The 26,994-nt window shown below is 72.5% G+C and carries 24 protein-coding genes; 13 read left to right on the top strand and 11 right to left on the bottom strand.

The window, feature by feature from the left end:
- The 3 genes from ACTVAJ_RS23965 (at position 1) to ACTVAJ_RS23955 (ending at position 2,143) form a co-directional block, all read left to right on the top strand.
- Entirely contained in the window at positions 1 to 990 is a 990-nt protein-coding gene (locus tag ACTVAJ_RS23965) for an RNA polymerase subunit sigma-70 (protein WP_470390490.1), read from the top strand.
- A 113-nt stretch (positions 991 to 1,103) separates the two neighbouring features.
- A complete protein-coding gene (locus tag ACTVAJ_RS23960; protein ID WP_470390489.1) occupies positions 1,104 to 1,544 on the top strand; it encodes a hypothetical protein in 441 nt (146 codons plus the stop codon).
- A 59-nt stretch (positions 1,545 to 1,603) separates the two neighbouring features.
- Positions 1,604 to 2,143, top strand: a complete 540-nt coding sequence (locus tag ACTVAJ_RS23955; RefSeq protein ID WP_470390488.1) for a GNAT family N-acetyltransferase — start codon at positions 1,604 to 1,606, stop codon at positions 2,141 to 2,143.
- Between the two features lie 75 nt (positions 2,144 to 2,218).
- Here ACTVAJ_RS23955 and ACTVAJ_RS23950 read toward each other — a convergent pair whose 3' ends face one another.
- Positions 2,219 to 3,820 carry a DHA2 family efflux MFS transporter permease subunit gene (locus ACTVAJ_RS23950; protein ID WP_470390487.1) on the bottom strand — a complete coding sequence of 534 codons (1,602 nt, stop codon included), beginning with the start codon at positions 3,818 to 3,820 and terminating at the stop codon, positions 2,219 to 2,221.
- A gap of 141 nt (positions 3,821 to 3,961) precedes the next feature.
- Here ACTVAJ_RS23950 and ACTVAJ_RS23945 point away from each other — a divergent pair, with 141 nt between their 5' ends.
- The gene (locus ACTVAJ_RS23945; protein WP_470390486.1) at positions 3,962 to 4,603 is read left to right on the top strand and encodes a TetR/AcrR family transcriptional regulator; all 642 of its coding nucleotides are present in this window, start codon (positions 3,962 to 3,964) and stop codon (positions 4,601 to 4,603) included.
- Between the two features lie 97 nt (positions 4,604 to 4,700).
- Here the strand turns inward: ACTVAJ_RS23945 and ptsP are convergent, their stop codons facing one another.
- From ptsP to ACTVAJ_RS23915, 6 genes are all read right to left on the bottom strand, one after another.
- Positions 4,701 to 6,494: a phosphoenolpyruvate--protein phosphotransferase gene (gene ptsP / locus ACTVAJ_RS23940; RefSeq protein ID WP_470390485.1), complete on the bottom strand. Its 1,794-nt coding sequence runs from the start codon at positions 6,492 to 6,494 to the stop codon at positions 4,701 to 4,703.
- A gap of 143 nt (positions 6,495 to 6,637) precedes the next feature.
- The gene (locus ACTVAJ_RS23935; protein ID WP_470390484.1) at positions 6,638 to 7,678 is read right to left on the bottom strand and encodes a zinc-dependent dehydrogenase; all 1,041 of its coding nucleotides are present in this window, start codon (positions 7,676 to 7,678) and stop codon (positions 6,638 to 6,640) included.
- A gap of 105 nt (positions 7,679 to 7,783) precedes the next feature.
- Positions 7,784 to 8,227: a PTS mannitol transporter subunit IIA gene (locus ACTVAJ_RS23930; RefSeq protein WP_470390483.1), complete on the bottom strand. Its 444-nt coding sequence runs from the start codon at positions 8,225 to 8,227 to the stop codon at positions 7,784 to 7,786.
- Positions 8,217 to 8,525: a PTS lactose transporter subunit IIB gene (locus tag ACTVAJ_RS23925; protein ID WP_470390482.1), complete on the bottom strand. Its 309-nt coding sequence runs from the start codon at positions 8,523 to 8,525 to the stop codon at positions 8,217 to 8,219. Before ACTVAJ_RS23925 ends, ACTVAJ_RS23930 begins: the two co-directional genes overlap by 11 nt.
- A gap of 27 nt (positions 8,526 to 8,552) precedes the next feature.
- Positions 8,553 to 9,659, bottom strand: a complete 1,107-nt coding sequence (gene mtlA, locus ACTVAJ_RS23920; RefSeq protein ID WP_470390481.1) for a mannitol-specific PTS transporter subunit IIC — start codon at positions 9,657 to 9,659, stop codon at positions 8,553 to 8,555.
- A gap of 66 nt (positions 9,660 to 9,725) precedes the next feature.
- Complete coding sequence (locus ACTVAJ_RS23915; protein ID WP_470390480.1) at positions 9,726 to 10,487, bottom strand: DeoR/GlpR family DNA-binding transcription regulator; 762 nt, start codon at positions 10,485 to 10,487, stop codon at positions 9,726 to 9,728.
- A 315-nt stretch (positions 10,488 to 10,802) separates the two neighbouring features.
- On the opposite strand from ACTVAJ_RS23915, the gene ACTVAJ_RS23910 reads away from it, so the two are divergent.
- Together ACTVAJ_RS23910 and ACTVAJ_RS23905 are read left to right on the top strand one after the other, a co-directional pair.
- Positions 10,803 to 11,744, top strand: coding sequence for a 1-phosphofructokinase family hexose kinase (locus ACTVAJ_RS23910; RefSeq protein ID WP_470390479.1), 942 nt, complete (start codon positions 10,803 to 10,805; stop codon positions 11,742 to 11,744).
- Between the two features lie 37 nt (positions 11,745 to 11,781).
- Positions 11,782 to 12,066: an HPr family phosphocarrier protein gene (locus ACTVAJ_RS23905; RefSeq protein WP_470390478.1), complete on the top strand. Its 285-nt coding sequence runs from the start codon at positions 11,782 to 11,784 to the stop codon at positions 12,064 to 12,066.
- Positions 12,067 to 12,190: 124 nt separating this feature from the next.
- Here ACTVAJ_RS23905 and ACTVAJ_RS23900 read toward each other — a convergent pair whose 3' ends face one another.
- The 4 genes from ACTVAJ_RS23900 to ACTVAJ_RS23885 all read right to left on the bottom strand — a co-directional run bounded on the left by ACTVAJ_RS23900 (position 12,191) and on the right by ACTVAJ_RS23885 (position 16,132).
- Positions 12,191 to 13,819, bottom strand: coding sequence for an AMP-binding protein (locus ACTVAJ_RS23900; protein ID WP_470390477.1), 1,629 nt, complete (start codon positions 13,817 to 13,819; stop codon positions 12,191 to 12,193).
- Between the two features lie 189 nt (positions 13,820 to 14,008).
- On the bottom strand, positions 14,009 to 14,767 hold the full coding sequence (locus tag ACTVAJ_RS23895) for a MerR family transcriptional regulator (RefSeq protein ID WP_470390476.1): 759 nt from the start codon (positions 14,765 to 14,767) through the stop codon (positions 14,009 to 14,011).
- 47 nt (positions 14,768 to 14,814) lie between these two features.
- A complete protein-coding gene (locus tag ACTVAJ_RS23890) occupies positions 14,815 to 15,285 on the bottom strand; it encodes a VOC family protein (RefSeq protein WP_470390475.1) in 471 nt (156 codons plus the stop codon).
- Positions 15,286 to 15,376: 91 nt separating this feature from the next.
- Entirely contained in the window at positions 15,377 to 16,132 is a 756-nt protein-coding gene (locus ACTVAJ_RS23885) for an SDR family NAD(P)-dependent oxidoreductase (RefSeq protein WP_470390474.1), read from the bottom strand.
- A 190-nt stretch (positions 16,133 to 16,322) separates the two neighbouring features.
- Between ACTVAJ_RS23885 and ACTVAJ_RS23880 the strand changes: the two genes are divergently transcribed.
- From ACTVAJ_RS23880 to ACTVAJ_RS23850, 7 genes are all read left to right on the top strand, one after another.
- Entirely contained in the window at positions 16,323 to 17,180 is an 858-nt protein-coding gene (locus ACTVAJ_RS23880; RefSeq protein WP_470390473.1) for an MBL fold metallo-hydrolase, read from the top strand.
- 84 nt (positions 17,181 to 17,264) lie between these two features.
- Entirely contained in the window at positions 17,265 to 19,484 is a 2,220-nt protein-coding gene (locus ACTVAJ_RS23875; protein WP_470390472.1) for a hypothetical protein, read from the top strand.
- 173 nt (positions 19,485 to 19,657) lie between these two features.
- Positions 19,658 to 21,151: an MFS transporter gene (locus ACTVAJ_RS23870; protein ID WP_470390471.1), complete on the top strand. Its 1,494-nt coding sequence runs from the start codon at positions 19,658 to 19,660 to the stop codon at positions 21,149 to 21,151.
- Positions 21,148 to 23,667: a PEP/pyruvate-binding domain-containing protein gene (locus tag ACTVAJ_RS23865; RefSeq protein ID WP_470390470.1), complete on the top strand. Its 2,520-nt coding sequence runs from the start codon at positions 21,148 to 21,150 to the stop codon at positions 23,665 to 23,667. Before ACTVAJ_RS23870 ends, ACTVAJ_RS23865 begins: the two co-directional genes overlap by 4 nt.
- Before the next feature lie 10 nt (positions 23,668 to 23,677).
- A complete protein-coding gene (locus tag ACTVAJ_RS23860) occupies positions 23,678 to 24,292 on the top strand; it encodes a TetR/AcrR family transcriptional regulator (protein ID WP_470390469.1) in 615 nt (204 codons plus the stop codon).
- A gap of 81 nt (positions 24,293 to 24,373) precedes the next feature.
- Positions 24,374 to 25,396 carry a nitronate monooxygenase gene (locus tag ACTVAJ_RS23855; protein WP_470390468.1) on the top strand — a complete coding sequence of 341 codons (1,023 nt, stop codon included), beginning with the start codon at positions 24,374 to 24,376 and terminating at the stop codon, positions 25,394 to 25,396.
- Positions 25,397 to 25,468: 72 nt separating this feature from the next.
- Entirely contained in the window at positions 25,469 to 26,476 is a 1,008-nt protein-coding gene (locus ACTVAJ_RS23850; protein ID WP_470390467.1) for an SRA domain-containing endonuclease, read from the top strand.
- Positions 26,477 to 26,994 lie beyond the last annotated feature (518 nt).

Below are 26,994 nucleotides of genomic sequence, written 5' to 3'. Positions count from 1 at the left end.
GTGCCGGACACCAGCGCGACCGACGACGAGGCCGCCTTCGCCGAGCACGCCGAACGCCACCGCCACGAGCTGCGCGTGCACTGCTACCGCATGACGGGCTCCTTCACCGAGGCCGAGGACATGGTGCAGGAGGCCCTGCTGCGGGCCTGGCGCAACCGCGCCACCTTCGAGGGGCGCTCCACGTTCCGCGCCTGGCTGTACCGGATCGCGACCAACGTGTGCCTGGACGCGCTGGACCGGCGCCGCCCGCGTCGGGATCCGAACGCCACGGCGCCCGGCGCCTCGCCGTTCACCGAGGTCACCTGGCTCCAGCCCTACCCGGACGACCTCCTGGACCGCGCCGCGCCGGAGGCGGAGGGACCGGAGGCGCGGGCGGTCGCGCGCGAGACCGTCGAACTCGCCTTCCTCGCCACCCTCCAGCACCTGCCGCCGCGCCAGCGCGCCGTGCTCATCCTGCGCGACGTCGTGGGCTGGCCCGCCGACCAGACCGCGAGTGCGCTGGAGATGACCGTTCCCTCCGTCAAGAGCGCGCTCCAGCGGGCCCGGGCCACCCTGCGGGACGTCCTGCCGCCGCGCCGGGCGGAGTGGGGTCCGGCCACGACGCCCGGCGAGGAGGAGCGCGCCGTCCTGCGCCGCTACGTGGAAGCGTCCCAGAACGCCGACCTGGACGGATTGGCCGCCCTGCTGCGTGAGGACGCGCGCCAGACCATGCCTCCGGCCTCGCTCGTCCACGACGGGCGCGCGGCGATCCTCGACCTGTGGCGTCCGGTCCTCACCGGCGACCAGGCGTGGGGGGAGTGGATCACGGTGCCGCTGGACGCCAACCGCCAGCCGGCCGCCGCCAACTACGAGCGCGCTCCGGGAGAACGGGTGTACCGGGCGGTCAACGTCGACGTGCTGCGGGTCGAGGACGGCCTCATCGCGGAGACCACCACGTTCGGCCCCGAGATCCTGCCCGCCTTCGGGCTGTCGTCGACCCGCGAGCGGTAGCCCGGAGGTTCCTCGCCCGGGACCGATTCCTCTTCCGGAGCGCGACGGTCATACGGGTCACAGCGAGGCGGCGGCACCGAGCCGCCTCCGGGAACGCAGGAGAGGCGACCGCCATGACCGAGTACACGAGGACCGCGGCCCCTGACCCCGCCCTGAGCGCCCTGGGCCGTCTGGTGGGCACCTGGAAGGTCGGCGGAGGCGCCGAGGGGACCGTCACCTTCCGGTGGATGCCGGGGCGGCACTTCCTCATCCAGGACGTCAGGCTCGTCCAGCACGGGCAGGAGATCACCGGAATGGAGGTCATCGGCCGGGAGAGGCCGTTCGGCGCCGAACGGTCGAGCGAGGACATCCGCTCGCGCTTCTACGACGCCCAGGGCAACACCTTCGACTACGTCTACGAACTGGAGGGCGACACGCTCACCATCTGGGCCGGGGAGAAGGGGTCGCCCGCGTTCTACCGGGGCGTGTTCAGCCCGGACGGCGACACGGTGAGCGGTCCGTGGACCTACCCGGGGGGCGGCGGCTACGAGTCGTCCATGACCCGGATCGGCTGAGGCCGTTCCCAGGGGGACAGCGCTTGCGCACGGGGTCGGATCCGTCTTGGCTGGACCGCATGAGCCGACTGCGCACCGACCGCCTCACCCTTCGTCCGTGGCGGGAGTCCGACCTCGCCCCCTGGGCGGCGATGAACGCCGACCCCGAAGTCCGCAGGCACCTGGGTGACCCGCTCACCCGGGAGCAGAGCGCGGCCTCCGTGGCCCGTTTCCAGGCGGACCTCGACCGGCGCGGCTGGGGGTGGTGGGCGCTGGAGGTGCGGGACACGGGCGAGTTCGTCGGTTTCGCCGGTCTGGACGAGGTGGACGGCCACATGCCGTTCACGGGGGTGGAGATCGGCTGGCGGCTCGCCCGCCCGGCCTGGGGGCGGGGCTACGCGACCGAGGCCGCGCTGGCGTGCCTGGCCCACGGGTTCGGCGCCCTCGCCCTCCCCGAGATCCTCGCCGTGACCACGGCCGCCAACCTCCGCTCGCGGGCGGTCATGGGCCGGATCGGGATGACCCGGGACCCGGCCGACGACTTCGACGACCCCGCCGCGCCGGAGGGTCCCCTGCGGCCGAACGTGCTCTACCGGATCGCCCGCCAGGCCCGGGGCTGACGGTGTGCCGGCGGGGTGGTCCGGGTGCCGACCCGTGTCGCGCACCCGGACCGCCCCGCCCCGGAGCGGGTCCGCCTACACGTGGACGGCGGGCGCGCCTCCGGCGGACGAGCCCTCGGCGTCCTCGCCGGTCGGGTGGCCCGGGCGCATGAACAGCGACAGCACGGCCGACGCCAGCATCAGCGCGGCGGCGATCCCGAACGCCAGGTGCAGGCCGTCCATGAAGGCCAGGTTGCTGGCCTCGGTGACCGCCCGCACGGTCTCGGCGGAGGCCCCCTCCGGAACGACGGCCCCGCCCTGGGCGACGGCGCTCTGCATGTCCGTCAGCTCGTCCCCGGCCGGTTCGGCCAGCCCCGCGCCCGCGAAGTGGCCGGGCAGGGTCGTCATGATGGTGATCGACATGACCGCGCCCAGCGCCGCCGTCCCCAGCGAACCGCCGAGCTGCATGGCCGCCTGCTGCACGGCCGAGGCCACCCCCGCGAAGCGCAGCGGCGCGTTGCCGATGATCGCGGCCGTGGCTCCGGTCATGACCAGGCTCAGCCCCATGCCGACCAGGACGAACGCGACGGAGATGTAGGGGACACCGGTCTCCCCGTCCAGGCGGGACAGCATGAACATCCCGAGCGCCGACATCAGCAGACCGGCGGTCGTCGGTGCGCGGGAGCCCACCCGGTCCAGGACCCGACCGGCGATCGGGGAGGTCAAACCCATGGTGGCGGTCATCGGCAGCAGTTGGAGGCCGGTCTGGGCCGGGGACATGCCGCGCACGCCCTGGAGGTAGAAGGTCACGAAGAACAGCCCGCCCATGAGGCTGACCGCCATGAACGCCGTGAGCACCGCGCCGATGGCGATCGAGGGGTGGGCGAACAGCCCGAGCGGGACCAGCGGGTCCTGCGGTCGGCGCTCCCACAGTACGAAGGCCACCCCGACGACGAGCGCGACGGTGAGCGACCCCAGGGTGACCGGTGCGGCCCATCCCGCGGTCGGCGCCTCGACCAGCGCCCAGACCAGCGCGAACATCGCCACGCTGAGCAGCACGATGCCGGGTACGTCCATGCGCGCCCCGGCGTCGGTCGCCTTGTTGGGTGGGAGCAGCCACAGTCCGAGGACGAGGGACACCACGCCGACCGGGAGGTTGATGAAGAACACCGCCTGCCAGCCGAGCGTCCCCACGAGGATCCCGCCGACGATGGGACCGCCCGCGGTGGCGGCGCCGATGAGGCTGCCGAAGACCCCGAACGCCCGCCCGAGCTTGTCCGGGGGGAAGGTGGCGCGCAGCAGGCCCATGGCGGCGGGCAGGAGCAGCGCCCCGAAGATCCCCTGGAGCATGCGGAAGGCGATGAGCATGACCACCCCGACGGACAGCCCGATCGCCACCGAGGACAGCACGAAGCCCACCACGCCCACGAGGTAGGTGCGGCGGTGCCCGAACCGGTCGCCGAGCTTGCCCGCGGTGATGAGGAAGACCGCCAGGCCGAGCAGGTAGCCGTGGGTCACCCACTGGAGTTCGGCGAGGGAGGCCCCCAGGCTCTCCCCGATCGCCGGGTTGGCCACCGCCACGATCGTTCCGTCCAGTGCCACCATCATCACGCCGAAGGCGATGGCGACCAGTGTCGACCACGGACTCTCCCGTAGTCGGCCCGCCCTGGACGAGGGCGGAGCGTCCCCGAGTGTCATGTTTCCCCCATATCTTCGATGCCGAACAAAAGTCTGTCAGCGGCTGACATATTGCAGCAAGTGCTTTTTGACTGTGACTGACGTAATATTCACGGCGCGGAATGAAGCGGGAGGGGAGGAGTGCCGACGATGGGAGGAACCATGACGGACGCGGACGGGCCCGGGGCCGTGGGGCTGCGCGAGCGCAAGAAGGCCCGCCTACGGGAGAGCCTGATCGAGTCGGGACTGCGCCTGTTCCTCGAACAGGGGTACCACGGGACCACGACAGAACAGATCGCCGCCAGCGTCGGCGTCTCCCAGCGGACCTTCTTCCGTTACTTCGCCACCAAGGTGGAGATCATCCTGGCCGCGGTGGAGGGCACCGACGACCTGCTGCTGTCCGCACTGCGCGACCGCCCGGCCGACGAGCCGCCGCTGACCGCGCTGAGCAACGCCACCCAGGACCACTGGTCCAGCATCGACCGCCAGACGCACGACTTCCTGAGCCGGGCCGCCACCCTCCTTCGGGGTGACCCGGAGGTGGCCGACGCGATCATGTGCCACGCGCGGAGCCGCAAGGAGCGGATCGCGCGGGCCGTCGCCGAGCGCGCCGGGGTCGACCGCGCGACCGACCCGCGCCCCGACCTGGTGACCGCGGTCTTCGTCGCGGCGTTCGGCGTCGCCCACGACGCCTGGAGCGCCTCCGGCTCCACCGATCCCGAGGACCTGCTCGCCGCCGTCCGGGAACGGCTCGCGGTGATCCCGGACGCGGTGGGAGGCGACTGGGGCACGCGGGGGGCGTGAGCGGGCCCGGCCCCCCACCCGCCCCGGGCGGAACCGCCGCGCCCGCTCCCGGGACCTGAGGCAAGGGGAGCGGACGCGACGGGTCAGGGGGTGGCGGTCACCAGAGGTCGACCTCCGGGTTCGCGGCGGCCCGCACCTCCTCCCGGGCGCGCCCGGCGCCCGACGCGGCCAGGGCCAGGTCGGCCAGGCGGCGGCACTCCTCGCGCGTGTGGTGGGCGAGCGCGTGGCGCACGGCGGGCAGCGCGGGCGCCGACATCGACAGGCTGCTCACCCCCGCCCCCACCAGGACCAGCGCCAGCAGCGGGTCGGCGGCGGCCTCGCCGCACACCCCGACCGGGCGCTCCAGCCGCTCGCCCGACCGGCCCACCGCCGCCACCAGGGACACCAGGGCGGGCTGCCACGGGTCGAGCAGGTCGGGCAGGGAGCCGAGGGTGCGGTCGGTGGCCATCGTGTACTGGGCGAGGTCGTTGGTGCCGATCGACACGAAGTCGACGTGCGCCAGGATCCGGTCGGCCAGCAGCGCGGCTCCGGGGACCTCGATCATGACGCCCACCTCCTCCAGCCCCGCGTCCCGGGCCAGCGCCGCGAACTCCGCCGCCTCGTCGGGGGTGGACACCATGGGCGCCATGACACGCGTACGCGTACCGGTCGCACGCACCGCGGCCGAGACGGCCGTCAGCTGGTCGGCCAGCAGTCCCGGCTGGTCGCGCGCGGTCCGGTACCCGCGCACGCCCAGGGCGGGGTTGTCCTCGGGTCCGGTCTCCACGAACGGCAGCGGCTTGTCGGACCCGGCGTCCAGGGTGCGGACGGTGACCGTGCGGCCGGAGAAGGCCTTGAGCAGCCGCGTGTACACGGCGGTCTGCTCGTCGACCGTCGGCGGCTCGGACCGGTCCAGGAACAGGAACTCGGTCCGCAGCAGGCCCACGCCCTCGCTGTCGTGGGCGGCCGCGTCCTCCGGGTCGCCCTCGCCCACGTTGAGCAGGAGCGACACGGAGGAGCCGTCGCGGGTACGGCCGGGCCCGGAGGACGCGGCCAGCAGCGCGCGACGGCGCTCGTCCCGGCCGCGGATCCGCTCGACGGACCCCGCGTCGGGCTCGATCTCGACGGTTCCCGCGTCCCCGTCCACGGCCACGGCGGTCCCGTCCCGGAGGGTGTCGGCCGCCCCGCACCCCACGACGGCGGGGATGCCGAGCGCGCGGGCCAGGATCACCGTGTGACTGGTGGGGCCGCCCTGCCGGGTGACGATCGCCAGGACGCGGTCGGTGTCGAGCTGGACGGTGTCGGCGGGCGCGAGGTCGTCGGCGACCAGGACGTGCCCGTGCCCCGGGTCGGGAAGGCCCGGCATCGGCTCGTCGAGCAGGAGCGCGACGGCGCGGTCGCGGATGTCGGCGAGGTCGGCGGCGCGCTCGGCCAGGTAGCCCCCGGCCGCCAGGAGCAGCTCCTGGTAGGCGCCGACGGCCGCGCGGACCGCCCAGGCGGCGGCCTCACCCGCCTGGGCGCGCTCCCCGATCCTGCGGGCGAGTTCGGGGTCGCGGGCCATGAGCGCCTGCGCGGTGAGCACGGCCGCCCCGTCGCCGGTCAGTCCGGCGGCTCGGGCGTCCAGCCACCGGGCCACGCTCTCCAGCGCGGCACCCGCCCGCTCCGCCTCGGCGGCGGGGTCCGCCACGGCGGGGGCGCGGTCCGGCAGGGTCGGCCGGGCGGCCATACGCGCCACGGGACCGACGGCCGCGCCGGGGCTGGCGGGGACGCCCGTCAGGCGGGAGGCGCCCGTGGGCGCGGTCCCTCCCGCGGCGGTCCCCACAGTGGTGGCCTCCCCCGGCTCGGACCCCGTGCGGGCCGCCTCCCGCGGGGTGGGTGTGTCTGGGGACGGGTGGCCGGTCTTCGGCATCATCGCTCCTGGATCGGGTCGTCGATCGGTCTCGGCCCACCCCGGCCCTTCCTTCCGGGCCGACGGGTGTGTGCGAATGCCGCGTACACAGCCAATCGTGAAAGGCTCCGGAACACCAGTGGCACGGATCGGGGCACACGTCATCCTCAGGGTTCGATGGTCACCTTGACCGCGGTGCCCGACGCCACCGTCTCGATGGCCTTGTGCACGTCGGACAGGTCCATCCGCTCGGTGATCAGGTCCGCGACCGGCACGGCCCCGGTGGAGATCAGCTCCAGCGCGCGGCGGTTGTGGTCGGGGCTGGAGCCGTTCGCTCCGAAGATCGAGATCTCCCGGTAGTGCACGAGGTTGGAGTCCAACCGGATGACCGGGTTGTCCTTGGGCAGCCCGCCGAAGAAGCTGATCCGTCCGCCGCGCGCGGCCATGCGCAGGGCGTCCTCCTGGGCTCGGCCGGAGGCGGCGGCGGTGATGACGACGTCGGCGCCCCGCTCCTCGGTCAGCCGCAGCACCTCGGCGACGGCGTCGGTCTCCTCGCCGCAGATCGCGGCGTCCGGCCGGACGATGTCGGCGGACATGTCGAGGCGCCCCCGGTTGATGTCCACGAGGAACACCCGGGCGGCGCCCCTGGCCCGGGCCAGGCGGACGTGCAGGCAGCCGATCGGACCGGCGCCCATGACGACGACCGTGTCGCCCTCGCCGACCCCCGCGATCTCCTGGCCGTTGAGCACGCAGGCGAGCGGTTCGGCCACGGACGCCTCGGCCATGCTCACGTTCTCCGGGACGCGGTTGACGCCGTCGACCGCCAGCACGGCCTCGGGGATGATCATGTACTCGGCGAAGCCGCCGTCGTAGTGGTAGCCCATCGACTGCTGCCGCGAGCACACGGGCATCCGCCCGGAGGAGCACTCGTGGCACTCACCGCAGGGGATGGCCGCGATGACCTGGACCCGGTCGTCCTCGGCCCAACCGGTGACGCCCTCACCGACCTGGGTGATCCGGCCGCTGATCTCGTGGCCGATGACGCGCGGCGGGTCGATGTGGTGGTGGCCGTGGCGCGAGATCTTCACGTCCGTGCCGCAGGTGGAGCAGTTGGCGACGGCGATCTTGAGCTGGCCGGGACCGGCGGTCGGTTCGGGGGCCTGTTCGAGGCGGATGTCACCGGGGGCGTAGAAGCGTGCGACGAGCATGTGGCGACCTTTCTGGTGGTTCTGGCCGCGCGCCGAGGACGGCGGCGCGCGGTGTCGGGGCGGACCGGGTTCGGCGGTCCGCCCCGGATGGGTCCGGACGGGGCCTCAGCCGCCCTGGCCGGGGTTCAACAGCGCGAGCACGTCGGCCGGGTCGTCGACCGAACGCAGCCGTGCGGCCCGTTCCGGGTCGGTGAGGACCGACGCCAGGGAGGAGAGCACGCCCAGGTGCTCGTCTCCGGACGCGGCGATCCCGATCGCGACGTAGGCCGTGGACCCGCCCCAGTCGACCCCGTCGGGGAACTGGAGGAAGGCCAGCCTGGTCTCCTTGACCAGGGCCCGCGAGGCGTCGGTGCCGTGCGGGATGGCGATCCCCTCACCCACGAAGGTGGAGATGGAGGCCTCGCGCTCGTGCATGGCGGGCACGTAGCCCGGTTCGACCGCGCCCAACTCGACCAGCAGCGCCCCGCACTGGTCGACGGCGTCGGCCCGGTCAGAGGCGGCGCGGCCCAGCCGTACCGCGTCGGCGGTCAGGGTCAGTTCAGTCGGCAAGGGTCGCACCGTCCCGGATCGCCTGCTCGACGCGGGTGAACACCGGGTCGCCCAGGTACATCTGGAAGGCGATGACCACCTTGTCGGGCACCCGGGTGCGGGCGCGGTCGGCCAGTCCGGTGTGGCACAGGACCAGGTCGGCGTCGTCGGGGACCCGGTCCACCGGCGCGTGCGCGACGGCCACACCGTAGGGCTTGAGCGTGCGCTGGAGCTGGGAGGTCAGCAGCACGCTGCTGCCCATACCGGCGTCGCAGGCGACGATGACCTTCTTGATGTCGGAGCCTTCGATGCTGCTCATGATGTGCTCTCCTTGGTTCTGTTCCGGTTAGGCCGCCGACGACTCCGCGTTCTCGGCCTGCTCGACCCGCTCCGCCTTCTCCGCCTTGCGCTCGGACCGGCCGAAGCCGAGCAGAGCGGAGGCGATGACGAAGGAGACGACGGTGGCGACCGCGACCCCCGCCAGGACGGAGATGTGGTCACCGCGGGGGGTGACGGCCATCAGGGCGATGATGCTCCCCGGCGAGGGGGTGGCGATCAGACCGGCGTCCAGGAACAGGAAGGTCGCCAGGCCGGACATGCCGCCGCCGATCGCGGCGAGGATCAGCCTCGGGTGGGCGAGGATGTAGGGGAAGTAGATCTCGTGGATCCCGCCGAAGAAGTGGATGAGGATCGCACCGGGCGCGGTGGCGCGGCTGATCTTGGATCCGAAGAACATGACGGCGAGGAGGATGCCGAGCCCCGGACCGGGGTTGGTCTCGATGAGGAACTCGATCGCCTTGCCGTTCTCCGCCACCCGGGCCACCCCCAGCGGCGCCAGCACGCCGTGGTTGAGGGCGTTGTTGAGGAAGAGGACCTTGGCCGGCTCGACGATGACCGACACCAGGGGCAGCAGGGTCAGGTCGATGAGGAACTGCACCCCGGCCCCGAGCGCCCGGGTGACGGCGCCGATGACGGGTCCGACCGCGTAGATCCCCGCCGCCGCCAGGGCGCCCGCGAGGATCCCGGCGCTGAAGTTGTTGACCAGCATCTCGAAGCCCGCGGGGGTGCGCGGCTGGACCAGTTGGTCGAACTTCTTCATCAGGTAGGCCGCGAGCGGCCCCATGATCATCGCGCCGAGGAACATCGGCATGTCCACGGCCACGATGACGCCCGTCGCGGCGACCGCGCCGACGACACCGCCCCGCTTGTCGTGGACCAGGTGCCCGCCCGTGTACGCGATCAGCAGAGGAAGAAGGTAGGTGATCATCGGACCGACGAGTTCGGCCAGCTGCTCGTTGGGCAGCCAGCCGGTCTCGATGAACATGGCCGTGATCAGGCCCCAGGCGATGAACGCGCCGATGTTGGGCATCACCATGCTCGACAGGAATCCGCCGAACCGCTGGACGCGTGAGCGCGCCGACGCCAGTCTCGTAGTGGTCTGCTGTTCTGACATGGGGGACCTCCTGGGAGGTGGGCCGGCGGGATGTCCGTGCCGGGTCGAATCAGTGTGTGGTCGGGTTCAGACCGTGAGGACGGTGGGACCCGCGGTCTCCAGCTCGTCCGCGAGCCCCTCGGCGAGACCGGAGTCGGTGATGATCCGGTCGAGGTCCTCGACGCCCGCGAACCGGGCGAAGTGGTCGTTGCCGACCTTGGTGTGGTCCGTGAGGAGGACGGCGCGCCGGGACGACGCGATCATGCTCCTCTTGACCTCCGCCTCCGCCGCGTCGGGCGTGGTCAGCCCGCGTTCGACGGAGATTCCGTTGGTGGCCATGAACGCCACGTCGACGAAGGACTCGGCCAGTGAGCGCAGAGCCCAGGTGTCGACGGTGGCCTGCGTGCGGGTCCTCAGCCGACCGCCGAGCATCATCAGGTTGATGTTGGTCCGCGGTGTGAGCGTGAGGGCGATGGAGAGGGAGTTGGTGACCACGGTGAGTTCGCGGTCGTCCGGCAGCTGTTCGGCCAGACGCCCGGTGGTGGACCCGGCGTCGAGCAGGATGGCGCCCTCGTCCGGGAGTTCGGCCAGCGCGGCCTTGGCGATCCGCTCCTTCTCCTCAGTGAGCACGGAATCCCGCATGTTGAGGGTGGGCTCGAAACCCAACCGCTCGACGGGGATCGCACCGCCGTGGACCCTCCGCAGAACCCCGTGGCGTTCGAGTGCCGTGAGGTCGCGCCGGACGGTCTCGTAGGTGACGTCGAACTCCGAGATGAGCCCCGTCACGTCGACCCGGCCGTCCCGGCGGGCGTGTTCGAGGATCACCTTCTGGCGTTCTTCCGCGTACATGTTGGATCACCTGTGTTTCGGTGTGGTTTTCAGTGAGTTTAGCTGTGTTGCCCAGGACACACAAGAGGCATCTCCGTCCGATATCCCAACAAACACAACAAGGGGGGATGTCGACCAAGATCGCGCCAGTGACACGGAGAGAACGGGCATGAGCTGGAAAGATGTCCGATGTCAGATCCAGGTCACCGGCCGGACGGGGGTCCGCACCGACTCCCACACCCCCGAGTGACACTCTTGACATACGCAACCAAAACAACATAATCAAATGCATACCCACAAGCCGAACCGGGCCGGGCACAGACACCGGGGAGAGCCATGATCCTGACCCTCACGCCGAACCCGAGCGTGGACCACACCCTGGAGGTGGACGCGCTCGTCCGCGGTGAGGTCCTGCGGGTGAGCGCCACCCGCGCGCAGCCCGGCGGCAAGGGCGTCAACGTCGCACGGGCGCTGCTCGGCGCGGGGGTCCCGACACGGGCCGTCCTCCCCGTCGGCGGGGGCGGCGGCGCCGAGCTCACCGCCCTCCTCGGGGATCTGCCCCGGGTCACCGTGCCCATCGGGGGCGAGACCCGCGCCAACCTCGCCGTCACCGAGTCCGACGGCACCACCACCAAGTTCAACGCGCCCGGACCGGTCCTGTCCGCCGTCGAGACCGACGCCCTCCTCGACATCCTGGAACAGGAGCTGTCACTGGACCCGGACTGGATCGTGGCCTGCGGCAGCCTCCCCTCGGGGGTACCCACCGACCTGTACGTCCGCGTCGCGGAACTCGCCTCCGCCTACGGGGTCCCCCTCGCCGTGGACACCTCGGGGGAACCGCTCGCGAAGGCGGCGCACGCGGGCAGGGTGACCCTGCTCAAGCCCAACCAGGAGGAGCTCACCGAACTGACCGGCCGCGACCTCCCCACGGTGGGCGCGGTCGTCGAGGCCGCGCGCGAGGTCCTCTCCTGGGGCAACGAGACGGCCCTCGTGACATTGGGCGGCCATGGGGCCATACTCGTGGACGCCGAGCGAACCTGGTGGGCGCGCGGTCCCCGGGTCCGCACCCGCAGCACGGTGGGTGCGGGCGACTGCGCCCTCGCGGGCTACCTCAGCGAGGACGGCCTTCCCGACAAGGGGCTGGGCCGCGCCGTGTCCTGGGGGACGGCCGCCGTCTCCCTGCCCGGCACGACCATCCCGACCCCGGACGACGTGGCCGCGCACGAGGCCACCGTCGTGGCCGACCCCGACCCGCGGTGGCGGATCGACGACCTGTGACCCGCCCCTTCCGCCCCTCGACCAGACAAGGACTGACATGCCTCAGCGCACCGTGACCGTCGGATCCCACCTCGGACTGCACGCCCGGCCCGCGGCCCTCTTCGTGCAGGCCGTCAACGCGACGGGACTGCCCGTCACCATCACCCGCGAGGGCCAGGACCCCGTGGACGCGCGCAGCGTCCTGGCCGTCATGGCCATGGGCGCGGGCCACAACGAGACCGTGACCCTGGCCTGCGGCGACACCGACACCGCCGACGAGGCCCTGGACGGTCTGGCCCAGCTGCTGGCCTCCGACATGGACACCGCCCCGTCCGGGGCCTGATCCCGCGGCGCGCCCGGGGCCGGGACCCCGTCCCGGGCCCCGCGCGCGGGGCCTCCCCGTCCGAACGGCGTGTCACCGTGGGGGAGGCCCCGTCCCGTGCGTCGCGCGGGGCGGCCGGACACGGTCAGCCGAGCAGCCGGACCGCCTGCTCGCGCATCTCCACCTTGCGGACCTTGCCGGTGACGGTCATCGGGAACTCGTCGACCACGTGGACGTGGCGCGGGATCTTGAAGTGCGCGATCCGCCCCTCGCAGAACGCGCGCAGGCCGTCGGCGCTGATCGGCTCTGCGCCCTCGCGCATGCGCACCCACGCCATGAGCTCCTCCCCGTACCTCTCGTCCGGGACGCCGATGACCTGCGCGTCCAGGATGTCGGGGTGGGTGTACAGCAGCTCCTCGACCTCGCGCGGGTAGATGTTCTCACCGCCGCGGATCACCATGTCCTTGATCCGGCCGGTGATGCTGACGTACCCCTCGTCGTCCATGACCGCGATGTCGCCGGTGTGCATCCAGCGGCCGGAGTCGACCGCCTCCGCCGTGCGGTCGGGCATGTCCCAGTAGCCGAGCATGACCGAGTAGCCCCGGGTGCACAGCTCGCCGGGGGTCCCGCGCGGGACGGTGGTCCCGGTGTCCGGGTCGATCACCTTGACCTCCAGGTGCGGCCCCACCCGGCCCACCGTGGAGACGCGGCGCTGCACCGTGTCGTCGCGGCGGGTCTGGGTGGACACGGGGGATGTCTCGGTCATCCCGTAGCAGATGGACACCTCGCGCATGCCCATCCGCCCCATGACCTGGCGCATCACCTCGACGGGGCAGGGCGAACCCGCCATGATCCCGGTGCGCAGCGTGGAGAGGTCGTAGTCGTCGAACCCCGGCAGGGCCAGTTCGGCGATGAACATCGCGGGCACCCCGTACAGGGAGGTGCAGTGTTCGGCCTGGACGGCCTCCAGGGTCGCCGCGGGGTCGAAACCGGGGCCGGGCAGGACGACGCACGCGCCGTGGCTGGTGGCGGCCAGGTTCCCCATGACCATGCCGAAGCAGTGGTAGAAGGGGACCGGAACGCAGATCCGGTCCACGTGCGTGTATCCGCACAGCTCCCCCACGAAGAACCCGTTGTTGAGGATGTTGTGGTGGGAGAGCGTGGCGCCCTTGGGGAACCCGGTGGTGCCCGAGGTGTACTGGATGTTGATGGGGTCGTCCGGGGACAGGCCCGCCTCGATCTCCGCCAGCCGCGACCGGTCCCCCGCCTCGCCCGCCGCGAGCAGGGACGACCACGACGGGGTGTCGAACAGCACGACCTCGCGCAGGTCGGGGCAGCGCCCCCGGACCTCGTCGATCATCGCCGCGTAGTCGGAGGTCTTGAAGGACGGCGCGGCCACCAGGACGGAGATGCCCGCCTGGCCCAGCACGTACTCCAGCTCGTGGGTCCGGTAGGCGGGGTTGACGTTGACCATGACCGCGCCGATCCGGGCGGTCGCGTACTGCGTGTACACCCACTCGGCGCGGTTGGGGGACCACACGCCGACCCGGTCGCCCTTGGCGACACCGAGGTCGAGCAGCCCGAGGGCGACCCGGTCGACGACGGCGTCGAACTCGCGGTAGGTGAGCCGCACACCGCCCGCGCGGTCGACCAGGGCCTCGCGGTCCGGGTGTGCGGCGGCGGTGCGGGCGAGGTTCGCGCCGATGGTGTCGCCGAGGAGCGGGGTGTCGGAGGTGCCTGAGGAGTAACTGCTCCGGGGAACGCGAGAACTCAATCCGGGCTCCTTGCCGTGCCGGGACACGGGCGGGGAACCGGGGCGCGGAATCGCGCGGAATCCGCCCGTGTGGAACACATCACACGTATCACGGGCCCTCCGGGGGTGGGAAGGCGGGCGGTGCCCGCCGCCGACACCGGTGGGCACCGGAGGCGACCGGCCACCGGGAGGGTCACCGGAGACGGGGGGTCACACGGAGCGCTCGGCGTGGGCGTGGAGGGCGTCGCGCACGAAGGCGGCGCCCTCCGGCCCCCCGTAGGTCTGGGCGAAGGCGGGGTCCCGGACGTACATGTCGCCCAGGCAGCGCAGGAGTTCGACGGAGCGCTCCCGGTCGCCCTCGGCCACCGGGGTCCCCGGGATCTGGCGGAGCCACTCCACGTGCCGGTCCACCAGCTCCCGCGCGCGGCCGGAGGCGGGGTCCGCGCCGTCCCGCCATGCCCGCGCCCAGTCGGTGACGAGGACGTCGGTCTCCCGCTTCCACTCGATCCGCTGCCTGGTGCTCTTCCCGTGCCACCAGGCGTTGCTCCTGCGGAAGACGTCCTCACCCCATCGGGCGACGACCTCCTCCTCGTAGGGGTCGTTGAACCCTTCCAGCATCATCCGCATCGAGGGGTCGCGGCCCGACCGGTGCGCGTCGAGGGTGTACCGGACCGCGCTGATCCGCCGGTCGAGGCGGTCGCGCTCGGCCTCCAGGAGCGCGATGTACTCGGTCAGGGCCGCCTCCTCGTCCGCCTCGCGGTCCAGGACGTCGGCGATGAGGGACAGGCCGAGGCCGAGGTCGCGCAGCAGGAGGACGCGCTGGAGACGGGCGACGGCCGCGGAGTCGTAGTACCGGTAGCCGTTTGCGCCGACCCGGGAGGGCGACAGGAGGCCGATCGCGTCGTAGTGGCGCAGGGTCCTGCTGGTGACGCCCGCCCTGACCGCGACCTGGTGGATGGTCCACTCCATGGGGGCCAGGGTAACCGGGCGGCGGTGGGGGCGGACGTCGCCGGAGACTATCCCTCCACCACGTAGTCGCCCTCGAAGGTCGCCGCCCACTCCCTGGCGCGCTCCGTGTCCGCCTCGCGGGGCGCGGTGAGGATCAGCCGGTTGCCGTCGGGGTCGTCGACGGTCAGGTCGGTGGTGAACCAGGCGGTGTCCTCGGGCCCCTCGACCCGGGCGCCCCCGGTCGCCGCGGCGCGGATCTGCTCCGCCAGCTCCGCGAGGTCCTGACCGGCGGCGTTGAAGCTCACCGTGGTGCTGCCGCGCTGCGGTTCGCCGGGGACGAGCAGGAGGTCCTGGTACCGGGCCCGGCGCAGGTGCACCACCGCGGGGGACCCGTCCGGGCCCGGGACGGTGGCCAGGGAGACGAAGCCGACGGCGTGGTGGAACGCCTCGGCCGCCGCCAGGTCCCTCACCCGGAGGGTGGCGAACATCGGCATGGGGTAGATGGTGCGGTCGATCTCGGGAGTGGTGTTCTCGCTCATGCCGCCGACGTTAGGAGTTGACGCGGCGTCAGGGTCAAGCCGGATTCCGCGGCCCCCGGCCACGCCGGTCGGTCCCGGCCGCCCGGCGTGGTTACTCCTCCACCCGGTGGATGCGGTGCTGGGCGGCCTGCGCGCGCGGACGGACCACCAGCAGGTCGATGTTGACGTGCGGGGGCCGGGTGACCGCCCAGACGATGGTGTCCGCGACGTCCTCGGCCGACAGCGGGTCGGGCACCCCGGCGTAGACCGCCTCGGCCGCCTCGGCGTTCCCGCGCAGGCGGTTGAGGGTGAACTCCTCGGTCTTGACCATGCCCGGGGCGACCTCCAACACGCGCACGGGCTGGCCGACGAGTTCGAGCCGCAGCGTGGCCGCGAGCGTGTGCGCGCCGTGCTTGGCCGCCACGTACCCGCCGCCGCCCTCGTAGACGACGTGCCCGGCGACGGAGGAGACCACCAGGACGGTGCCGTCACCGCTGGCCACGAGCTTGGGCAGCAGGGCCTGGGTCATGTTGAGCACGCCGAGGACGTTCACCTCGTACATGGTGCGCCAGTCCGCGGGGTCGGCGGTGGCGACGGTCTCGGTCCCGACCGCGCCGCCCGCGTTGTTGACCAGGACCGAGCAGGCGGGCAGGGCCTCGGCGAAGGCGTCGACGGCGGCGCGGTCGGTGACGTCCAACACCTGGGCGCGGGCGCTGTGTCCGGCCTCGGTCAGCTCCTTGGCCAGGGTCTCGATCCGGTCGGCGCGGCGGGCGAGGAGGACCACGTCGTAGCCCTCGGCGGCGAGCCCGCGTGCGGTGGCCGCGCCGATCCCGCTGCTTGCTCCGGTGACGACTGCGGTCGCGGTCATGGTGGGTTCCTCCTGGGCTGATGCGGTGTCGGGCCGAGCGTACACGCGGGTCGGCGGCGGGGCGGGACGGCCCCGGCGAGGCGAACCGGCAGCGGCCGGGATAGAAATATATAGATCAGTCGGTCTATTCTTGGCGCGGGCCCCACCGCGGAACCGCTCCGCCCCGCCCCGACCGGACGAAGGAGACCCGATGACCCTCCACCACCTCAACTGCGGTTCCATGCTGGAACTCGACTCCCCCGCGCCGCCGTTCGGCCCGTTGGACCCCCTGCCCGCCGTCAACCACTGCCTGCTGGTCGAGACCGACGACGGCCTGGTGCTCGTCGACACCGGTTTCGGGATGAACGACGTCCTGCGCGGGGGGCGGACGCTGGGTCCGGACTTCGTCGCGATGGCCGCACCGCGCCTGGATCCGCGGGAGACCGCGCTGCGCCGGGTGGAGCGACTGGGGTTCGCGGCCGAGGATGTGCGGCACATCGTCCTGACCCACCTGGACGTGGACCACGCCGGGGGCCTGGCGGACTTCCCGCACGCCCGGGTGCACGTCCACGCGGAGGAGTTGGCGGCGGCCACCGGGGACGACGCGCTGCCGGCCGGGACCGAGCGGTACCGGGCCGAGCACTGGGCGCACGGGCCCCGCTGGTCGGTCTACCCCGCCAGCCGCGCGGCGGGCGGGGAGTCGTGGTTCGGCTTCGACGCGGTCCGGCCGCTCGACGGCCTCCCGGAGGACGTGCTGCTCGTCCCGCTCGGCGGACACACGCGCGGGCACAGCGGGGTGGCCGTGCGGGACGGCGGCCGGTGGCTGCTGCACGCCGGGGACGCCTACTACTTCCACGGCGAGATGGACCCGGACCGCCCCACCGGGCACCCGGTGACGGACCTGGTCCAGGAGTCCGCGCAGGTGGACCCCGAACTGCGGCTGGGCAACCAGGCCCGACTGCGGGAGCTGGTCCGCCGGCACGGGGACGAGGTGACCGTGTTCTGCGCGCACGACCCGTGGGAGCTGCGCCGCCTCGTGGACCGGCCGACCGCCGCGGGACGGGCGTGACGGACGACGCGGGGCGGAACCTGTCGGAGCTGGAGTGCATCATCACCCGACGACGACGGATCCGACTGGAACGGGAAGTGCTGGGTGCGGACAAAGAGCGGTCGGCGGTTCGAGAAGGCGCGTGAGGCCATGCGGGTGGACCGACCCCCCATCGGAGACGACCCGGACCTGCGCGCCGCCGCCGCAGCGGGCGGAGCCCGGGAGGCGCGGGCCTACGCCGAACACCTGGAGAGACTGGCACACCCCCACAACACCGACCAGGCCATCCCCTGGTGGGAGAGGGCAGCCCAAGCGGGCGATCTTGGCGCCGCGTGCCACAGGGCCGACCTCGCCCTCAAACGCGGAGAGTGGACGGCGGCCGAACACTGGTACCGGATCGGCGCCGAGACGAACGGCCGGTGCGCCCTCGGGCTCGCCCGTGTCCTCCACCGGGTCGGCGATCCCGAGGAGGCCCTGGAGTGGTACCGGCGCGGAGCCGACCTCGGCGAGAACGAGTGCCTGACCCGGGGAGCCCTGCTGCTCGCCCGGCTCGGCCGCTCATCCTCCCCATGGCTCAGCGAGGCGTCGGACAGGTGTGACGAGTACGCGGACAACCTCACCTCCCTCATCGGGGAGGTCAACGACCACACGGACCTGTGCTGGACGGTGCTTCGGTCCCTCGAACGGGGAGAGGGGCTCAGCACCGAAGCCGCCCAGTACCTGGAGGGCCTCTGCTCCGACTCCGCCGAGGACGCGCTGACGGCGGCCGAGGGGGACGGCGACCTCGCCCCCGCGCTCCAGGAGTTCCTACTGGTGTTCTGCAAGAAGCGGTTCGACTGGGTGTGGCAGGCCGTCCCGTCCGAGCTGGACGGGCTTCGGCCGCTCTACGTGGAGGTGTCGCGCCTCCTCGGCGACCTCAAGTGGGTGGCCGTGTACGGCGAGATCCACACGAACGCGGGCCGGTACGCCGACGCCGCCGCGATCGTGGAGGAGCATCTCGACCGGTTCCCCGACCCGAACGGGTACGGCGTGTACCAGTTGGGCGAGTTCAACCACAGCCTCGGCCGGACGAGCGAGGCGCGGCGCTGGTACCAGCGTGTGGCGGAGGACGGGCACGTCGGCGCCCAGTGGAGACTCGTGGTGCTGGCAGGGCGGGAGGGACGAATCACGGAGGCGCTGAGCTGGTCGCGACGTCTGCGGGACAACCCCGAGCGTGATCCGTCCACTCTCACCGACGAGCGGATCGAGGAGTACCTGGACGGGTGGCGGGCCAAGGCCGACGACGCGGCCCTCTCCCAAGAGCAGGCGAACCGGCTCGCCGGTCTGCGCGAGGCCGCCGACGACGGTGACACCACCGCCGCGTTCGAGGCCGCCGAGCTGCTGCGCGGAAGCCTCGCCTGCCCCGAAGCCGCTTCCCTGTACCGGCGCGCCCTGGATGTCGGAGACACCCGTGCGGGACTGGCGCTGGGCCGCATGCTGCACGAGTCCTGCCACGCGGAGCCGGACGCGGTCACCGATCTCGTTCGGCCCTCCGCCGAGGCGGACGACCCCGAGGCCATGGAGTACCTGGCCCGGCTCATGCTGGGATCGAGGCGCGCGGTCACCTTCGACAACAAGGAGGAGGCGGAGCGCTGGTTCCGGGACGCCGCGAGAGCGGGCGTCGCACGGGCGGCCTGGTGGGCGGCGGACAAGTCCTACCAGTGGGACGGACACGACGACATCCAGGAGGCCGTGCGTCTGTGGATCGTCGCGGCGGAGGCGGGGTTGACCACTCCGGCCTGGCGCGCGGGCCGATGGCTGAGCACCTGGGGCTTCCACGAGGCCGCCGAACCACTGCTGCGCATGGCCGACGAGGACGACCTCGATCCGCGTGTGCCGCGGTACAGGATCCTGAGGCATCTGGGCGAATCACTCAGTGGCCAGGGCCGCGACGAGGAGGCTGCCGAGGTCCTGCGCGATGCTGTGGAGTGGTTCCAACTCACGGACGACGCCCAGGTGCCCGGTGGGGTCCGCTTCCGGGCTGACCCTCGTGACGCCTCCATCTTCGACCCCCGCATATCCCTGATGCTGGTCCTGGAACGGCTCGGCCGGTACGACGAGGCCGTGGAGCTCGCCCGTGAGGACCTGGCGCGAAGGTCACCGAACGCGAACACCCTGCGGGTGATGAGCCGGGCGGCCGAACGCGCGGGGGATCCGGCCACGGCCCTCGGGCACCTCGAACGCATGCTCCCCGACCTCGTCAAGGACGGCGACCGCGCCGCGATGGAACGTCTGCGCACCGCCCTGCCGGAGGAATCAACCGAGGAGTCCCCCGCCGGAGACTGACCGCGATCACCTCCGACCCGTCCAGGCGCCGCTCTCCCACGGGAGCGGCGCCGTTCGCGTTCCCGCCACCGCCCCCTCTGATCCACCCAGAAGAAACGTTGCGTTTCCTAAGATGGAGGTCTACTCTCACTAGAGAACGATCCGTTTCCTAAGCGGGTGAGGAGGCGAGGACCGTGCCGCGACGGCCGACCCCCGTGGCCCTGGCGCTCCCCGGGCTGCTGATGGCGATGCTGCTCGCGGCGCTGGACCAGACGGCCATGGCGCCCGCGCTCCCCGAGATCGCGGGCGACCTCGGCGGACTCGACCAGATGCCCGCCATCGTCACCGCCTACCTGGTCGCGGCCACCGCCGTGATGCCGGTCTTCGGCCGACTCGGCGACCGCTACGGCCGGGCGCCGCTCATCCGGGCGGCCGTCGTCCTGTTCTCGGCCGGGGCCCTGCTCGCGGCCGCGGCCGACACCCTCGGCGTGTTCCTCACCGCCCGGGTGGTGCAGGGACTGGGCGGCGGCGGGCTGATGATCGGCGCACAGGCGACCGTCGGGGAGATCGTCAGCCCGCGTGAACGCGGCCGCTACCTGGGCCTGTTCGGTGCGGTGTACGTCCTGGCGGCGGTCGGCGGCCCGCTGGTCGGCGGCCTGCTGGTCGACCACCTGTCGTGGCGCTGGATCTTCGCGATCCACCCGCCGCTCGGACTCGCCGCCCTGGTCGTGCTCAGCCTCACCCTCCGGCTCCCCCGCCCCGCGCACCGCCCCTCCGTCGACTACGCGGGCGCCGCCGCACTGAGCGCCACCGTGGTGGGGACCGTCCTGCTCTGCGACGCCCTCGCCCGGCCCGGCGGCTACCCCGCGTGGGCCCTGCCCGCCCTGGCCGCGGGCACCGCCGCCGCGTTCACCCTGTGGGCGGTCACCGCGCGCGTGGTCCGCGACCCCGTCCTCCCCCCGCGCCTGCTGCGCGACCGGGCCTTCGCCCTGCCCGTCGCGGTCGGCTTCCTGGTGGGGTTCGGCCTCTTCGGCGTGCTCACCTACGTACCCGCGTTCGCGCAGATCGCCCTGGGCATGAGCGCCACACGGGCGGGCCTGCTGGTGACCGCGCTCATGGCCGGAACGCTCGTCACCACGGTGGTGTCGGGTCGGCTGATCACCCGCACCGGCCGCTACCGGGGCTACCCGGTCGCGGGGACCGCCGTCGCGACGGCCGGGCTCGCGCTGATCGGCGTGTTCGGAGCGGAGTCGGACACGGCGGCGCTCACGGGGCTCCTCGTCCTCCTCGGACTCGGGATCGGGATGGTGATGCAGGTGGTCATGCTCGCCGCCCAGAACGCGGTCGGCCGCGCCGACCTCGGCGCCGCCACCTCGTCGGTCCTCTTCCTGCGCCAGGTCGGTGCGAGCGCGGGCGTCGCGGCGGTGGGCGCCCTGGTCACACGGGCGTTCGGCGACCGGGTCCCCGCCGGTGTCGGCGACCCCCGGTCGCTCACCCCGGAGGCCATCGCCGCCCTCCCCGAACCGACCCGGACCCTCGTGGCGGAGGCGTTCGGCTCCGCCGTGCCGTCGGCCCTCCTGGCCATGGCGCCGCTCATGGGCCTGGCGTTCCTCCTCACCCTCGCCTTTCCCCACCTCCCCCTGCGCAGCACGGCGCACGCGGATCCAGACAGGGAGACTCCCAGATGACCCACACACGTTCCGTCGCTCCCCTGGACGCCTTCGGCGCCGACGACCTCGCGGCCGTCGGCGGCAAGAGCGCCAACCTCGGCGAACTCCTGCGGGCCGGGCTACCGGTGCCGCCCGGGTTCGTGGTCACCACCGACGCCTACGCGCGGGTGGCCGCGGGGATCGGGCTGGAGGAGCGGCTCACCGGACGGGGCGCGGACGCGACCCCCGACCCCGCAGCGCTGCGCGCCGAACTGGAGTCCGCACCCGTCCCCGAGGACCTGCGCGCGGCGGTCACCGCCGCCTACGCCGACCTGGGCGAGGAGGTCCCGGTCGCGGTCCGCTCCAGCGCCACCGCCGAGGACCTGCCCGGCGCCACCTTCGCCGGGCAGCAGGACACCTACCTCAACGTGGTCGGCGCCGACGCCGTGGTCGACGCGGTCCGCCGGTGCTGGGCCTCGCTGTGGACCGACCGGGCGGTGGCCTACCGCGCGGAGCGGTCGGTGGCCGCCTCGGAGGTGCGGATCGCGGTGGTCGTGCAGCGGATGGTCGACTCGGACGTGGCCGGGGTCATGTTCACCGCCGACCCGGTGAGCGGGGAGCGCGACCGCGTCGTCGTCGACGCCGGCGCCGGGCTCGGGGAGGCGGTGGTGTCCGGCCTGGTCACACCCGACCACTACGTGCTCGACCACGGGGGCCGCCTCCTGGCGTGGGCCCCGGGCCGGGGCGAGGTGGTGATCCGCTCCGAGGCCGGGGGCGGGGTCGTGCGGGAGGAGCGCGGCGACGGGGGCCGGGAGGATGCCGCGGGCCGCCGGGACGCCGGACGGCTGCTGACCGACGACCAGCTCTCGGTCCTGGTCGCGCACGCGCGCACGATCGCCGGGCACTTCGGCCGCCCCCAGGACATCGAGTGGAGCCTGACCGGTGGGCGCGCGTACATCCTCCAGTCCCGGCCGATGACCGCCCTGCCCCCGGTGACCGGGCCGCTCAACCGGCGCCAGCGGCTCCTGGCCTCGGTCCTCACCGAGTACCTGCCCGTGCGCCCCTACCCGATGGACGTGAGCACCTGGCTCGGCCGCGGTCCGGCGAACATGATGCGGGAGATCATCGAGGACTACGGGATCACCGGGGGGTTCGAGGACTTCCTCGTCGAGGAGGACGGGGTGGTCACCCAGCTCACCCCGCGGGCGCCCCGGCCGACACTGCGCGCGCTGGCCACGCCCTTCCGGCTGGCGCGCAGGGCCCGGACGACGGACATCCGCACCTGGCGGGAGGACCCGCGGCTGGCCGAGTTCCTACGCCGCGCCGACGAGCTGGACGCCCTCGACCCGGCGACCCTGCCGTGGGCGGAGGTGGTCCGGGTGCCCGACCGCGTGCTCGCGCTCCTGGACTACTGCCGCGACCTGCGCCTGGACTACCTGCCGAGCACCGGGGTGTCGGTGGCGCGGCTGACCGCCGCCACCGCGCTCCTCGGCCGGCGGTCCCTGCTCGGCGACCTGCTGGGCGGGGCCCGGACGCGGACCGAGGACGCCAACCGGGCGCTCCAGGACCTGGCGGACACGGTCCGCGCCACACCCGAACTGCGCGCGCTCTTCGAGGCCGCCGACCCGGAGCACGTGGTGCGGGAGCTGCGGTCGGGACGGGGTTCGATCGGGGCGTTCGCCGAGGACCTCGACGCCTTCCAGCGCGAGTTCGGCCGCCGTGAGACCACCACACCGCTCCTGGTCAGCCCGCCCACCCTGGCCGAGTCACCGGAGAGCGTGGTCGGCCTGGTCCGGGTGCTGGTCGGCGAGGAGCGCGAGGACGATCCGGGGTCCCGGTCCGAGGGGGCGCTGGCCGCCCTGCTGGAGCACCCCCTGCTGCGGGGCGAGCGGGCCCGGGCGCGGGTGACCCGGTGGGTGCGGGCCGCGCAGAACGGCCTGGCGTTCCGGGAGGACTCGCACTTCTACTTCACCGCGGGACTCCCGGCCCTGCGGCGGGCGCTGCTGGAGATCGGCGCGCGGCTGCGGGCGGCGGGGGTCGTGGACGAGCCCTTCGACGTGTTCCACCTGCGCATCGAGGAGGTCCTGGAGGTCGGCGACGTCGAGGACATGCCCGACGACCAGGTCTGCCGACTGCGCTCCCTGGTCCGTGTCCGGGCCGCCAGGCGCGCCGAGCTGACCGGGGTCCGGCTGATCGACCCCGCGCGGGTGTTCCCGGCCGGGGACCGGGGCGACGCGCTGGTGTCGGGGACCCCGGCCAGCGCGGGTACGGCCACGGGCCCGGTGCGGGTGGTGCGCGGCCCCGCCGACTTCCACCGGTTGGAGAGCGGCGACGTGCTGGTGTGCCCCTACACCAACCCGTCGTGGACCCCGCTGTTCCAGCGGGCGGTCGCGGTGGTGGTCGACACGGGCGCGGTCGCGTCGCACGCCGCGATCGTCGCCCGCGAGTACGGCATCCCGGCGGTGATGGGGTCGGGCACGGGCACGACCGTCCTCACCGACGGTACGCGGGTCACCGTCGACGGGTCGGCGGGCCGCGTCGTCCGGGCTTCGTAGGATGCGGGACATGGCCGCCGATCCCGAGACCACCGACCACCGCAAACGCCCCCGCCGCCGGGGCGAGGCGCTCGTGTCCGCCATCCTCGCGGCGACCGTCGAGGAGCTGGAGGAGCGCGGCTACGCGGCGCTGACGATGGAGGGGGTCGCCGAACGCGCCCAGGCCAGCAAGGCGTCGCTGTACCGGCGGTGGCCGACCCGGGCCGAGCTGGTGATGGACGCCGTGTACTCGGTCGTCCCGACCCCCGGCGAGCTGCCGGACACCGGTGACCTGCGCGGGGACCTGCTGGCGGTGCTGCGGCGGACCGCGCGCACCCTGGCCGGCCCCGCGGGCGAGGGGCTGCGGGGGCTGATGGCCGAGGTCCTGCGCGATCCGGAGCGCGCGGCGCAGCTGCGCTCGCACGGGCAGGGGATGGGCCGCCGGATGATGGCGGAGGTGACCGGGCGGGCGGTGGAGCGCGGGGAGGTCGACGCACGCGCCGTCACCCCGATGCGGCTGGACGTGGGGCAGGCGCTGGTGCGCAACCACTTCGTCTTCCACCACGAGCCGATCGGCGAGGCGATGATCGAGGAGATCGTGGACACGGTCCTGCTGCCGCTGTTCGGGACGGTGCCCGAGGCGTGAGGCCGGGCCGGTGACCCCCCGCCGCGGGAACCGCTGTTAGCGTCCGTTCCATCGGACGTGGGGGAAGGCGGGGAACTCGTGTTGGCGGAGCTGCTGCGGGAACGGTGGATCGTCCAGGCGCCGATGGCGGGCGGCGGTTCGACGCCCGAGCTGGCGGCCGCGGTGTCCGGGGCGGGCGGGCTCGGGTCGCTGGCGGCCGGGTACCTGTCGGCGGACGCCCTGGCGGAGCGGATCGCGGCCGTGCGGACGCTGGGGACGGCGGTGTTCGGGGTCAACGTGTTCGTGCCCTCGGGGGAGCCCGCCGCGCCGGAGGTGCTGGCGGCCTACCGGGAGGAGCTGGGCCCGGAGACCGGGCGGCGCGGCGGGGCCGTGGGCGAACCGGTCCGCGACGACGACGCGTGGGCGGCCAAGGTCGACCTCCTGGCGGCCGACCCGGTGCCGCTGGTGAGCTTCACCTTCGGATGCCCGTCGGCCCAGGTGCTGGATCGGTTGCGCGCGGTGGGTTCGGCGACCGTGGTGACGGTGACGACCGTCGGGGAGGCGCGGATCGCGGTGGAACGCGGCGCCGACGGGGTGTGCGTCCAGGGTTCGGAGGCCGGAGGGCACCGCGCGGTGTTCGACCCGGCCGGAGGGGGCGGGTCGCCGCTGTTCGCGCTGCTGCCCGAGGTGGTGGCGGCGGTGGACGTGCCGGTGATCGCGACCGGAGGGCTGATGAACGGTCGCGACGCCGCCCGCGCGCTGGAGCTGGGGGCGACGGCCGTGCAGTTGGGGACGGCGTTCCTGCGGTGCCCGGAGAGCGGGGCGAACCCCGTGCACAAGGCGGCACTGGTGGACCCGGCGTTCACGGAGACCGCGCTGACCAGGGCGTTCACCGGGCGACCGGCACGGGGGCTGGCCAACCGGTTCATGTGGGAGCACGCGCAGGCGCCGACCGCCTACCCGGAGGTCCACCACATGACCAGGCCGCTGCGCGCCGCGGCGGCCGGGGCGGGCGACACCGGCGGGATGGCGCTGTGGGCGGGCGAGGGCTTCCGGTCCGCGACCGACGCCCCGGCGGCGGAGGTGGTGGCGCGGGTGCGCGAGGAGGCCGGAGTGCCGCGATAGAAGACGCTGCGGGGCAATACCCAGGACTTACGTCACTGATCGGGATGCAGCGCAGAACTGTACATTAAGCACATGGCTGACGATCCCCTCAAACCCGGACGACTCACAACACGCGAGGAGATGAAGGCCCTCTTTCATGGTGGGCAAGGGCAAGGGATCCAACCATGCACCAAGGTGCTCAAGGAGACCGGACGCGCCAATGTGCTGCTCTACACAGATCCCGCCTCCGGCGAGAAGTCGGGATACTACGATGGGTGGCTTCCTGAGGGGGATGAGCTCGGACCTATCTTCGAGTACACGGGTGCTGGTGGAGAAGACCAGGTCTTCCTCGGTCGCTACGGCGTAGGAAACCGTGCCATCCTCACACATATCGATGATGATCGTGACCTGCGCATTTTCAAAGCCGTCGGGACAATCCCTGGAAGAAAAGCGAAGCGCCAGAGATACATCGGCAAGTTTGAACTCGATAGCAAGAAGCCATACGTCCTACGCCATGCTCCCAACCAGAAGGACAAACAACGGCGTGTCATCGTGTTCCGGCTCCGTCCCATCGATGCGCTCCCTCCCAGCCCAGAGGACACCATCGCGGCCCTAACCGAGACAGAAGTTGTCTCGATCCCCCCAGACATTACGACCAGCTCACTGATCGAACCCGAGTCGCACAAGGGAAAGCCGATCACCCGGTCAGCGATCCCTCGCACCCCCATGGTCCGCCGCGAGGCTTCCTTGTCTGAGGAATTTCAGAAGCTCCTCGAACAGCACGAGCACAGGGTCGGCAGATTTCAGATCAGAGTCGCTGGCCTCTCATCGAGCCTGGTGACAGACTTGTACGATGCCAGTTCTCATGTCCTGTACGAAGCGAAGGGCACGAGCTCACGCGAAGCCATCCGGATGGCGATCGGCCAGCTCATGGACTACCGGAGACACATCACCCCTCCTCACCCCACCCTCGCTGTACTCCTTCCCAAGAAGCCACATCAGGATCTGCTCGACCTTCTGAGCTCCCTCGACATCAGGGTCGTGTACCAGCACGAGGGTTCCTTCAAGGGGTGGACGATGAGCACACACGCACCGGACTAGCTCTTGGGACTCAGAGAGTGGCCGATCCATGAAACAGCTCGGCCGTTCTCCAGGTAAAAAGTTGTCCCCTCCAACCCACGTCGGACAGCGTGGATAATCCGGGGGAGAGACCGATGATGGCGGTCGATTCACTCGTGTCCACGTCGTGGAACTCGTACCCGGTCAGCTCAGATGGATCGAGGGCACAGCTCAGGGCCCACATCCTGACCAGGTGCGCTGGGTGATCACCGAGTGACAAATCTCGTGGAGGTCTTCACCTCCTGGCTGGTGGACCACCGTCTGGCCTCGGCCCGCCAGGAGTTGAGTTGGTCAAACGCGGCCTTGAGTCGTGACCATGCGCGCACGGCTGAGGAGTTCCAGCGACTCAAACAACGGGAGGCCGACCGTGTGGCCGGGCATCACCACGCATACCAGGGCCTGAGCCTTGCCGAGCTTGAGCTCTTAAGCAGCCCCGGACCACTCAAGGGGCCCCTTCAGGGACTCAGCTCCCCAGGTCAGAGTCTCGTCAGAGTAAGCGG

It is taken from the genome of Nocardiopsis sp. KDC1DS13DA1 (assembly GCF_055632325.1).
The sequence above is the reverse complement of the archived record's forward strand: the minus strand, read 5'-3'. Positions and strand labels throughout refer to the sequence as shown.

Bases quoted from the DNA above. Each gene is read 5' to 3' on its own strand.
- ACTVAJ_RS23925 (WP_470390482.1), bottom strand. From the start codon at position 8,525: ATGAGCAGCATCGAAGGCTCCGACATCAAGAAGGTCATCGTCGCCTGC.
- ACTVAJ_RS23880 (WP_470390473.1), top strand. From the start codon at position 16,323: ATGACCCTCCACCACCTCAACTGCGGTTCCATGCTGGAACTCGACTCC.
- ACTVAJ_RS23955 (WP_470390488.1), top strand. From the start codon at position 1,604: ATGAGCCGACTGCGCACCGACCGCCTCACCCTTCGTCCGTGGCGGGAG.
- ACTVAJ_RS23890 (WP_470390475.1), bottom strand. From the start codon at position 15,285: ATGAGCGAGAACACCACTCCCGAGATCGACCGCACCATCTACCCCATG.
- ACTVAJ_RS23915 (WP_470390480.1), bottom strand. From the start codon at position 10,487: ATGTACGCGGAAGAACGCCAGAAGGTGATCCTCGAACACGCCCGCCGG.
- ACTVAJ_RS23935 (WP_470390484.1), bottom strand. From the start codon at position 7,678: ATGCTCGTCGCACGCTTCTACGCCCCCGGTGACATCCGCCTCGAACAG.
- ACTVAJ_RS23905 (WP_470390478.1), top strand. From the start codon at position 11,782: ATGCCTCAGCGCACCGTGACCGTCGGATCCCACCTCGGACTGCACGCC.
- mtlA (WP_470390481.1), bottom strand. From the start codon at position 9,659: ATGTCAGAACAGCAGACCACTACGAGACTGGCGTCGGCGCGCTCACGC.
- ACTVAJ_RS23950 (WP_470390487.1), bottom strand. From the start codon at position 3,820: ATGACACTCGGGGACGCTCCGCCCTCGTCCAGGGCGGGCCGACTACGG.
- ptsP (WP_470390485.1), bottom strand. From the start codon at position 6,494: ATGATGCCGAAGACCGGCCACCCGTCCCCAGACACACCCACCCCGCGG.
- ACTVAJ_RS23895 (WP_470390476.1), bottom strand. From the start codon at position 14,767: ATGGAGTGGACCATCCACCAGGTCGCGGTCAGGGCGGGCGTCACCAGC.
- ACTVAJ_RS23865 (WP_470390470.1), top strand. From the start codon at position 21,148: ATGACCCACACACGTTCCGTCGCTCCCCTGGACGCCTTCGGCGCCGAC.
- ACTVAJ_RS23860 (WP_470390469.1), top strand. From the start codon at position 23,678: ATGGCCGCCGATCCCGAGACCACCGACCACCGCAAACGCCCCCGCCGC.
- ACTVAJ_RS23945 (WP_470390486.1), top strand. From the start codon at position 3,962: ATGACGGACGCGGACGGGCCCGGGGCCGTGGGGCTGCGCGAGCGCAAG.
- ACTVAJ_RS23960 (WP_470390489.1), top strand. From the start codon at position 1,104: ATGACCGAGTACACGAGGACCGCGGCCCCTGACCCCGCCCTGAGCGCC.
- ACTVAJ_RS23910 (WP_470390479.1), top strand. From the start codon at position 10,803: ATGATCCTGACCCTCACGCCGAACCCGAGCGTGGACCACACCCTGGAG.
- ACTVAJ_RS23885 (WP_470390474.1), bottom strand. From the start codon at position 16,132: ATGACCGCGACCGCAGTCGTCACCGGAGCAAGCAGCGGGATCGGCGCG.
- ACTVAJ_RS23850 (WP_470390467.1), top strand. From the start codon at position 25,469: ATGGCTGACGATCCCCTCAAACCCGGACGACTCACAACACGCGAGGAG.